This is a genomic window from Rhodococcus sp. 06-1460-1B (assembly GCF_002258475.1).
Taxonomy (GTDB): Bacteria; Actinomycetota; Actinomycetes; order Mycobacteriales; family Mycobacteriaceae; genus Rhodococcoides; species Rhodococcoides fascians.
In genome coordinates this window covers 1-687 of sequence record NZ_NOYS01000002.1, presented here as the reverse complement: position 1 = coordinate 687, position 687 = coordinate 1, and the positions used below count along the sequence as shown (strand labels likewise).

The following is a 687-nucleotide window of genomic DNA, read 5'->3' as shown; positions in this document are numbered from 1 at the left end:
TGGAGATGCCGTTGATCGATTTCTTTTCCCGGGGTGGGTCGTTGAAGTCGTCGTGGTACGGCGATTGCCTGCCGGAGCGGGATTTTCCGATGTTGGTCGATCTGTACGAGCAGGGTCGGTTGCCGCTGGAGAAGTTCGTGACCGAACGGATCGGTTTGGGTGATATCGAGGCGGCGTTCGAGAAGATGCATCAGGGCACGGTGCTGCGTTCGGTGGTGGTCCTGTGAGCGGGCAGTTGCGGGTCGAGAAGGTGGTCACGTCGGGGACGTTCGCGCTCGATGGTGGCGAGTGGGAGGTCGACAACAACATCTGGTTGGTCGGTGACGACGACGAGGTGGTGATCGTCGATGCTGCGCATACGGCCGGTCCGATCGTCGATGCGGTCGCCGGTCGGCACGTGCAGGCGATCGTGTGTACGCATGGTCACAACGATCATGTGACGGTTGCGCCGCAGTTGTCGGGGGAGTTGGATGCGCCGATTCTGTTGCATCCGGCCGATGATGTGTTGTGGGAGCAGACGCATCCGGGCGTCGGGCATTCGGTGCTCGAGGACGGTCAGCGGATCACCGTCGCGGGGACGGAGATCGTGGCGTTGCATACTCCCGGTCATTCGCCGGGGTCGAGTTGTCTGTATCTGCCCGAGGCGGGTCAGTTGTTCTCGGGGGACACGTTGTTCTCCGGTGGGCC

At 62.3% G+C, this 687-nt stretch carries 1 protein-coding gene and 1 pseudogene; both read left to right on the top strand.

Going from position 1 to position 687, the window contains the following annotated elements; genetic code table 11:
* Positions 1–227 (top strand): annotated as a pseudogene (locus tag CH268_RS00245) (S-(hydroxymethyl)mycothiol dehydrogenase); the annotation flags it as partial.
* A partial coding sequence (locus CH268_RS00240) for an MBL fold metallo-hydrolase (protein WP_094661846.1) occupies positions 224–687 on the top strand: 464 nt, incomplete at its 3' end. The pseudogene CH268_RS00245 and the gene CH268_RS00240, both read left to right, overlap by 4 nt.